At 39.0% G+C, this 413-nt stretch carries 1 protein-coding gene; it reads right to left on the bottom strand.

All coding sequences use genetic code 11. The features are described from left to right. Positions 1 to 49: 49 nt before the first annotated feature. Positions 50 to 325: a transposase family protein gene (locus TOL9009_RS38120; protein ID WP_084763123.1), complete on the bottom strand. Its 276-nt coding sequence runs from the start codon at positions 323 to 325 to the stop codon at positions 50 to 52. Positions 326 to 413 lie beyond the last annotated feature (88 nt).

Genomic DNA, 413 nt, shown 5'->3' with positions numbered 1-413 from the left:
GACGTAGCTAGATCAACCAATTAAATCGCCTGTAACTCTTATTCTCTCGTTACCCCCCTGAACGGTTACAAACTTTTAAACGTCGATTCACATGTTCAATGGCAATCCGACGACTGGCCAAAGAACGATTGTAATCCTTATCTTCTGGAGTTAACTTGCCCTTTTTTGGTTTCTTTTTTGGTAAACGACAATTCCTATGTAACTTGCTAATACCTTGGTAGCCACTATCTTCTAAGCTCTCGGTTTCGGGATGAAAACGCACTTTACTATCGACGAACAACTTGTAGTCGTGTCTTCGACCCGAACCGTTGACAACACAACGAATTTCAAACCCACATTCCGCACTTCAATAAGTAACATAAATAAACTACATTCACAGTCAATGTAAAACTATAGTTTTTAACAATCAAGTA

This window comes from [Scytonema hofmanni] UTEX 2349 (assembly GCF_000582685.1).
In the GTDB taxonomy this organism is placed as follows: domain Bacteria; phylum Cyanobacteriota; class Cyanobacteriia; order Cyanobacteriales; family Nostocaceae; genus Hassallia; species Hassallia hofmanni.
This window is presented reverse-complemented; position numbering and strand designations above follow the sequence as displayed.